Raw genomic sequence first — 7,377 nt, 5'->3', positions numbered from 1 at the left:
CCGCTACACCGAGTGTACAACGTTTACTGCGTGGACTACCGGGGTATCTAATCCCGTTTGCTACCCACGCCTTCGCGCCTCAGCGTCAATATCGGTCCAGAAAGCTGCCTTCGCCATCGGTGTTCCTCCTGATATCTACGAATTTCACCTCTACACCAGGAATTCCGCTTTCCTCTCCCGTATTCAAGTCTTGCTGTTTCAAGTGCACTTCCGGGGTTGAGCCCCGAGCCTTTCACACCTGACGGACAAGACCGCCTGCGCGCCCTTTACGCCCAATAATTCCGAATAACGCTTGCGCCCCCCGTGTTACCGCGGCTGCTGGCACGGAGTTAGCCGGCGCTTCCTCCACAGGTACCGTCAATACAACCATCTGTTAAACAATTGTAACTTCTTCCCTGTTGACAGAGCTTTACGACCCAAAGGCCTTCTTCACTCACGCGGCGTTGCTGCGTCAGGGTTGCCCCCATTGCGCAAAATTCCTCACTGCTGCCTCCCGTAGGAGTCTGGACCGTGTTCCAGTTCCAGTGTGGCTGATCATCCTCTCAGACCAGCTAACCATCGTTGCCTTGGTAGGCCTTTACCCCACCAACAAGCTAATGGTACGCAAACTCATCTCCAAACAATTGCTTTCAAGAAGAGGCAATCTTTCATCAATCTACTTGTGTAAATCGACTTTATCCGGTATTAGCTACCCTTTCGAATAGTTATCCCAGGCTTGAAGGCAGATTATCTACGTGTTACTCACCCGTGCGCCACTCTACTCGGGATTGCAAGCAATCCCTTTCTCGTTCGACTTGCATGTGTTAAGCACGCCGCCAGCGTTCATTCTGAGCCAGGATCAAACTCTCCAGTTATAATCCTTTACTAAAACTTTTTAAGGTCTGCACTTAAAGCTGTTACGCTCCAAAGCGCATTGTCATTGACCCGCTCTTTTCTTTTTCACTGACCAATTTTCAAAGATCAAACTTACTGCTTTCAAAAAAAATCTCCCCGGAAACCTTTGCCCTTCCCGTGAAGCCAGAGCAATATGCTTCATTTTCTAATCAATGTCAAATCTTTTTTTAATCAATTTCAAATATTTTTTTCCAGCCGACCAAAAATATTTGTAACACACTAAAAGATTTGATAAATTTATTTTTCATACAAAATAAAAAGGCTCATGTTGCCGCAGAAATCTAAGCCAGTCGTGGTTGAATAAGGATCCTTTTGCTCAAACCACCCTCCGGCATCCAGCAATTGCAAGTCAATAAGGGGATGACTGTCCAACCGGTCTATGGCCCCCGGTCCGGGCCAGACTGTTTTTTCAGGTGCCCGTCCCGGGTCAGGACGGCATCGGTTTCCCACCGGTGAGTACCCAGTTTGTGCGCCAGACGGGCAGCCGCCAGGGTATTTTCCGGGGCCAGACTTCTGGCCCCGCGGTGGGCGATAATTTCAACACACCCGGGCATGATTATTCCGAGGCCCTAACCTCCCGGAACCGTATAGGTTTTGCACGTTCCGCTTGAACAGGTACGTTCCTGGGTATGTACGCCCTGGGCAGAATTTCCTGACGAAGCCATCGCATAGTTGGTGGTCGATACCACCCGCTGAAACTCCTTGGAACTACATTTGGGGCAGACAACCTCCCGGTCATCTTGTGACCCCATGACTATCACTTCAAAAAATTCTTCGCATTTACTGCATTTGAATTCATATATCGGCATATTCACTCCTTGTATAACGTTTGGATGAGAAGTCACCCATCTGCGACGTTGCATTTTTTTTTGCGCCTTGCATCTGGTCAACCGACTCGCCCAAACACGGGGTTTTCGTTCAGGCACTATATGTATATTTTTTATAAGAAAGTCTGGGTAAGTCACTCAGATCTTTCAACCTTTGTTGCGGGCTATGCCCGGCAGTTGATATATCAACCCATGGCTTTTATATAGTTTACCAAATATAAGCAGTGACAGCGTTTGTCAAGACTCCTGTGCGGTATCAAGAAGTTCCCGGGCATGAACAAGAGTGGCATCGGTGATCCGGCTGCCGCCAATCATCCGGGCAAGTTCCTTGATCCTCTCTTCCTGACAGTTCAAGGGGGTTATGCGGGTGGCTGTTCTACCGTCCGACACCTCTTTGGTTATCCTGAACTGATGGTTGCCGTACCTGGCAATCTGAGCCAGATGGGTAATACAAATTACCTGTTGAACCCGCCCCAATTCTTTAAGTTTAAGCCCGACCTTGTCGGATGTCGCACCGCCAATACCGGCATCCACCTCATCAAAAATCAGAGTCTCAAAGGAGTGGCCCCGGCAGAGCACCGCCTTAAGTGCCAGAACAATCCGGGACAGTTCTCCGCCCGAGGCGATTTTTGCCAAAGGCTTTGGGGTTTCCCCGGGGTTTGGACTGAGCAAAAACCGCACCCTGTCCATGCCTGTGATAAATATTTTTTCCTTATCTTCCGTCACAAGTTCGCTGGGATCATCGCATGGGTCCGTAGAAAAATCCACCTCAAAGGAAGCCCGGCCCATTTCAAGAGCCCCAAGCTCTGCCTTTGCCTGCCTTGCCAGAGCCAGACCCTCTTTCTGCCGCCGCATGGACAGGGCCTTTGCCTTTTGGCGAATCTGGACCACCAAGCCCTTCTGCTCTTGTTCCAGCTGTTCTATCCGCCCATCAATCCCCTGGATATCAGCCACGGTCTGTGCCATGTTCCGGTATTGCTCAAATATGGTGTCAACACTGCCGCCATATTTACGTTTAAGTCTTGCAATCTGATCCAGGCGCTGGTCCACCTGATCCAGGGACTGGGGGTCCAGATCGATGACTGCGGCAAAGGATCTGAACTCTGAGACCAGATCCTGGAGTTCATAGGATATTTCGTCCAGACGCCGGGCCAGGGCTCCCAGTTTTTCATGGGTTCCGCAAAATCGGCCAAACCGGGCAGACAACGCTGAAAGCTGATCCAGCACCGAGCCCTCCCGGTCATATAAATTATGCACCGCACCGTTTACGGCTTCAAAAATCTGCCCGGCATTCTGCAGTTGATCGCGTTTTTGAACCAGTTCTTCATCCTCTCCCGGCTGGATATTGGCGGTTTCAATCTCATTCACCTGAAATTGAAGCAGTTCTAATTCCTTTTCAGCCTTTTCCTTTCCGACCTTTAAACCGGCGATCTCTTTTTTCAAAGGAAGAATCTGCCGGTAAAGCGCTGCCACATCTTTTCGTAAATCAAGGGTCTGGGCAAACTCGTCCAGGATATCCAGGTGCTGATCTTCTTTAAGCAATCCCTGGTGGGCATGCTGGCTGGATACACCGGCCAAATTTTCAGTCACCTGTTTTAAAAAATCCAGAGTGGTTTGGCGGGCGTTGATATAAATTTTGCTTTTACCTTCGGCAGAAACCACCCGTCTGATGATCAGGCCTTCTTCAATATCCATATCCTGATCCGCCATGAGTCGGGCAGCATGCGAATCGGGGGCGATGTCAAACACAGCTTCAAGTTCGGCATTGTCCTTTCCGGTACGTACCAGATCAGCCGATGCCCGTGATCCCAAAAGCAAATTTACGGCCTGGATGATAATTGATTTTCCTGCCCCGGTTTCCCCTGTCAGCACAGAAAGGCCGGGACCGAATTCAATGCGCAAATCCTCAATGATCGCAAAGTTTTTTATGACCAGGGCGTGCAGCATAAAATCTCCTTGCCAAAGAAAACCCCATATGAAGCCAGGCAGCAGCCATGGCAGCCACAAGCCTGGGGACCCATAGCCAGAATGCAGGCAGACCCAAAGAGAGAAATAAGGACGGATCCTCAATCATGGCATGATTGACCCCGATGGAGAGATGAAGCCGGGTTAAGATCATGGGTTCATGACTACCGTTTTTTGTCTCTTCAACGATGACGGCAGCTCCGTAAGCCAGACCAAAGACCGCCGCGGTCATCCAAAGCAGCGCACAGGATCGGTCCAGCCCCAGCAACCTTAAAACAGGGGCTGTAATCCGCGTCACAGCCTCGATAATACGAAAGGTTCTTGCCAATTCCATGACCACCATCAACGTCATGATAATGCACAAAATTTTTAAGCACAGCCAGGCCGTGCCTGTGGCCCAGTCAATCAGCATGACGGCAAGCGGGCCCGGTGCCGCCTGCAAAGCCGCCACACCCGCCGGTCCGGCACTGTCGGGATCCACCCCCATGATCCATCCACAGATCATTGTGACAACAAAGGACATGACCAGGCGGAAGGCAAACGCCGTTGAAAACCGCAATCCTGATTTGGCCTGAACCATGCTTTCCTGAATCAGATTATGGGAGATCAGGGTAAACACGGCGATCAGGATCATGTGCGCCATGGAAAAGGACATAACAGACAGGGCAGCCACAGTGCCGTAGATACCTGTAAAAACGCCGATAACCAGAACAATGGCCGCAGATGCGGGCAGATGGATCATGCTCATCATGGGCTGTAAAAGGAAATCAAGGTGGTGCAAAAGCTGATAATGCAGCATTAACGCCGTTGCAAAGGAGATCGGCACAAGAATTTTAACCAGCCAGATCAGGCCGTCCCACCCTTTTTTCAAACCTGCTTTAATTGCGGCCAGTACTCGCTTAAACACGCGGGATTCAGGCGTTCGGTGAGCCGGATGAGGCATCTTGGGGCGTATCCAGATTCTTTTTCACGGTATCATTGACGGTCTTGTAAACATCCTTGAAAGATTCATGGACGTTGGAAGGCGACAGCCGGCCCATCTCAATGAACTTGACTATAATTTCCTTAGTGACTCGGAGTATGTGTTCGTCAACGGATTTCATAACTGGCTGAATACCAGAACCATTTGATAAGGTCAATATTTGACTTGAATTTGTGTTGCCATGTATTTTTAAATGTTTATAATACTATTTTCTTCTTAAACATTATTCAGTATAAAGGCAGCGTTGCACAATGAGCGAAAACCCCATGGACCATAACGACATCCACATTCTTGACCGGGACGGCAAGCAGATCATCCTTATCGGAACAGCCCATGTATCCCGGCACAGCGCCCAGCTGGTTTTGGACACCATAGAATCAGAACAGCCTGATACCGTATGTGTGGAGTTGTGCGGCAATCGCCTGGCTGCCATCCGGGATAAAGACAGATGGCAGAACATGGATATTGTAAAGATCATCAAGGAAAAAAAGGCCCTGATGCTGTTTATGAATCTTTTGCTGGCCTCGTTCCAGAAAAAAATAGCCGATAAATTCGGCATCAAACCCGGCCAGGAGATGATCAATGCCATTGCTGCTGCAGAAAAAGCAGGTGCGGCTATCGTCCCTGCGGACAGGGAAATTCAGACCACCCTTTCCCGGATATGGCGGGGCATGGGATTCTGGGAAAAAACAAAACTGATATTTGCCATGGTGCTGTCGTTTGGCCAATCCGAAGAGATTGAAGAGACAGACATTGAAAAGATGAAGCACCAGGACATCCTTCAATCGCTGCTTTCGGAAGTCAAAGAGGATCATCCCATTATTGGGAAAGTGCTGATTAATGAACGGGACCAGTTCCTGGCCGAAAACATACGAAGTGCGCAGGGAGACAAAATCGTGGCGGTTGTGGGTGCGGCCCATGTCCCCGGAATTTTAGAATATATCAATCAAGATACCCCCATAGACCTTGCCGCACTCAAAACACTCCCGCCTGCCGGTAAGGTGGGAAAGATATTGAAATGGCTCATCCCGGGCCTGATCGTCATGCTTTTCATTGCCGGATTTCTCATGGAGGGTAAAGGCGCCGGAACCGACATGATCTGGATCTGGGTTCTGGCCAACGGCATTTTTGCCGGCATCGGCGCACTCATCGCCCTGGCCCACCCATACACCATTTTATCATCCTTTGTGGCCGCCCCGATTACCTCCCTGAACCCCATGATCGCAGCAGGCTGGGTGGCAGGCCTTGTGGAGGCATTTGCACGCAAACCCAAGGTGCGCGATCTTGAGGCGATCCCTCAGGATATCACCTCCGTCAAGGGATTCTGGCGGAATAATGTCACTAGAATTCTGCTGGTGGTGGTGTTCACCAATCTTGGCTCCTCCATCGGCACCATGACGGCCCTGCCGTTGATGATTAAACTTTTGTCCTGATTAAACTTTTGTCCTGATTAAAAAGGAGTTTCAGATCCAATGGATATTTTTGTTGCACGCCAGCCTGTATTCACTTCAGATAAAAAAATTTTTGGTTATGAACTTTTATTCAGGCTCGGCCTGGATAATGTATTCCCAAATATCGACGGGTCTGTGGCCACATCCGGTGTGCTGTCCAACACTTTTTTCTCCTTTGGAATCAATGACATCCTTTCCGGCAAGCCCGGACTGATCAATTTTACCCGGGATCTTCTGCTCAAGCAGACACCGCTTCTTTTCCCCAAAGAGCATATTATCATTGAGGTCTTAGAAGACATTGAGCCTGAACCAGAAATCATCAATGCCTTAAAGTCTCTTAAATCCCAAGGCTTCAGGATTGCCCTGGATGATTTTGTTTATGATCATAAATTCAGTGAAATGATTCAGCTGTGCGACATGATCAAGTTTGATATTATGGCCACACCTCTGGACACCCTGGGCCCGGTTCTTAGATCCATAGAAAATGACCTCAAGCATATTACACTGTTGTGTGAAAAGGTGGAGACCCACGAAGCGTTTGAACAGGCTAAAGCCATGGGGTTCCAGCTTTTTCAGGGATATTTTTTTTCAAAACCCGAAGTTATATCACACAAAGGCCTGGCCGCCAACCAGGTCACCAACCTAAAACTGTTAAATGAGGTCTCAAAGCAGGAACTGGCCTTAAATGTCATAGAGAACATGATCAAAAATGATGTGGCCATCTCTTTCAAGCTTTTGACGTTTATCAATTCAGCGTATTTTAAGCGCCCCACGGCCGTAGACACGATCAAGGATGCCATCATTTTTTTGGGCCTGCAGGAATTGAAAAAATTTATCACTGTGGTGGTGGTATCGGAAATGAACCCGAAAAAGCCCAATGAGCTGATCCGGTCTTCAATGATCAAGGCCCGAATGTACGAACAATGCGCTGATGTGATTAAAACCCGGTTTACGCCGGGAGAATTGTTCACTGTGGGGCTGTTTTCAAGCATGGATGCCATTTTGGATATGCCCATGGAAGACATTCTTGAAAAAATTGCCCTGTCTGAAAAAATCAAGGATGCACTTTTAGGCAAAGACCGCATGTTCAGCCAGCTCAATGACCTTGTCACAAGCTTTGAACAGGGAAAGTGGGACCATGCGCGGTTTCAGGCAGACAAAGATTCTCAACTGATTCAAAAACTACCTGTCTTTTACATGGACGCCTTAAAAATGGCGGATTCTTTTTTTGCTTCTCCCTGATTTTTTGATTGCGCCA

Annotated in this window: 7 protein-coding genes and 1 rRNA gene (1 of these 8 only partly in view); 2 read left to right on the top strand and 6 right to left on the bottom strand. The window is 48.8% G+C overall.

Translation table 11 applies throughout. The features are described from left to right. The 6 genes from DESPODRAFT_RS04260 to DESPODRAFT_RS19275 form a co-directional block, all read right to left on the bottom strand. Positions 1-854 (bottom strand): 16S ribosomal RNA (locus DESPODRAFT_RS04260) (it extends 704 nt beyond the left edge of the window). A gap of 417 nt (positions 855-1,271) precedes the next feature. Continuing rightward, complete coding sequence (locus tag DESPODRAFT_RS19280; protein WP_004071630.1) at positions 1,272-1,448, bottom strand: glycerophosphodiester phosphodiesterase; 177 nt, start codon at positions 1,446-1,448, stop codon at positions 1,272-1,274. 15 nt (positions 1,449-1,463) lie between these two features. Then, on the bottom strand, positions 1,464-1,703 hold the full coding sequence (locus tag DESPODRAFT_RS04255) for an FmdB family zinc ribbon protein (RefSeq protein WP_004071627.1): 240 nt from the start codon (positions 1,701-1,703) through the stop codon (positions 1,464-1,466). A 255-nt stretch (positions 1,704-1,958) separates the two neighbouring features. Continuing rightward, complete coding sequence (gene recN / locus DESPODRAFT_RS04250; protein ID WP_004071625.1) at positions 1,959-3,668, bottom strand: DNA repair protein RecN; 1,710 nt, start codon at positions 3,666-3,668, stop codon at positions 1,959-1,961. Beyond that, positions 3,628-4,629 (bottom strand): hypothetical protein, encoded by a 1,002-nt coding sequence (locus tag DESPODRAFT_RS04245; RefSeq protein ID WP_004071623.1) that lies wholly within the window; start codon positions 4,627-4,629, stop codon positions 3,628-3,630. Before DESPODRAFT_RS04245 ends, recN begins: the two co-directional genes overlap by 41 nt. Then, positions 4,601-4,789: a hypothetical protein gene (locus tag DESPODRAFT_RS19275; RefSeq protein WP_004071621.1), complete on the bottom strand. Its 189-nt coding sequence runs from the start codon at positions 4,787-4,789 to the stop codon at positions 4,601-4,603. The genes DESPODRAFT_RS04245 and DESPODRAFT_RS19275 overlap by 29 nt, the downstream gene beginning before the upstream one ends. A 130-nt stretch (positions 4,790-4,919) precedes the next feature. Between DESPODRAFT_RS19275 and DESPODRAFT_RS04235 the strand changes: the two genes are divergently transcribed. Together DESPODRAFT_RS04235 and DESPODRAFT_RS04230 are read left to right on the top strand one after the other, a co-directional pair. Then, positions 4,920-6,101, top strand: coding sequence for a TraB/GumN family protein (locus DESPODRAFT_RS04235; RefSeq protein WP_040015838.1), 1,182 nt, complete (start codon positions 4,920-4,922; stop codon positions 6,099-6,101). Between the two features lie 39 nt (positions 6,102-6,140). Continuing rightward, positions 6,141-7,361 (top strand): EAL and HDOD domain-containing protein, encoded by a 1,221-nt coding sequence (locus DESPODRAFT_RS04230; RefSeq protein ID WP_004071617.1) that lies wholly within the window; start codon positions 6,141-6,143, stop codon positions 7,359-7,361. The last annotated feature ends 16 nt before the right edge of the window (positions 7,362-7,377 follow it).

Source organism: Desulfobacter postgatei 2ac9 (genome assembly GCF_000233695.2).
GTDB classification, from domain to species: Bacteria; Desulfobacterota; Desulfobacteria; order Desulfobacterales; family Desulfobacteraceae; genus Desulfobacter; species Desulfobacter postgatei.
This window is presented reverse-complemented; position numbering and strand designations above follow the sequence as displayed.

Coding starts and splice junctions, on each gene's coding strand:
- DESPODRAFT_RS19280 (WP_004071630.1), bottom strand. CDS start 1,448: ATGCCCGGGTGTGTTGAAATTATCGCCCACCGCGGGGCCAGAAGTCTG.
- DESPODRAFT_RS04255 (WP_004071627.1), bottom strand. CDS start 1,703: ATGCCGATATATGAATTCAAATGCAGTAAATGCGAAGAATTTTTTGAA.
- recN (WP_004071625.1), bottom strand. CDS start 3,668: ATGCTGCACGCCCTGGTCATAAAAAACTTTGCGATCATTGAGGATTTG.
- DESPODRAFT_RS04245 (WP_004071623.1), bottom strand. CDS start 4,629: ATGCCTCATCCGGCTCACCGAACGCCTGAATCCCGCGTGTTTAAGCGA.
- DESPODRAFT_RS19275 (WP_004071621.1), bottom strand. CDS start 4,789: ATGAAATCCGTTGACGAACACATACTCCGAGTCACTAAGGAAATTATA.
- DESPODRAFT_RS04235 (WP_040015838.1), top strand. CDS start 4,920: ATGAGCGAAAACCCCATGGACCATAACGACATCCACATTCTTGACCGG.
- DESPODRAFT_RS04230 (WP_004071617.1), top strand. CDS start 6,141: ATGGATATTTTTGTTGCACGCCAGCCTGTATTCACTTCAGATAAAAAA.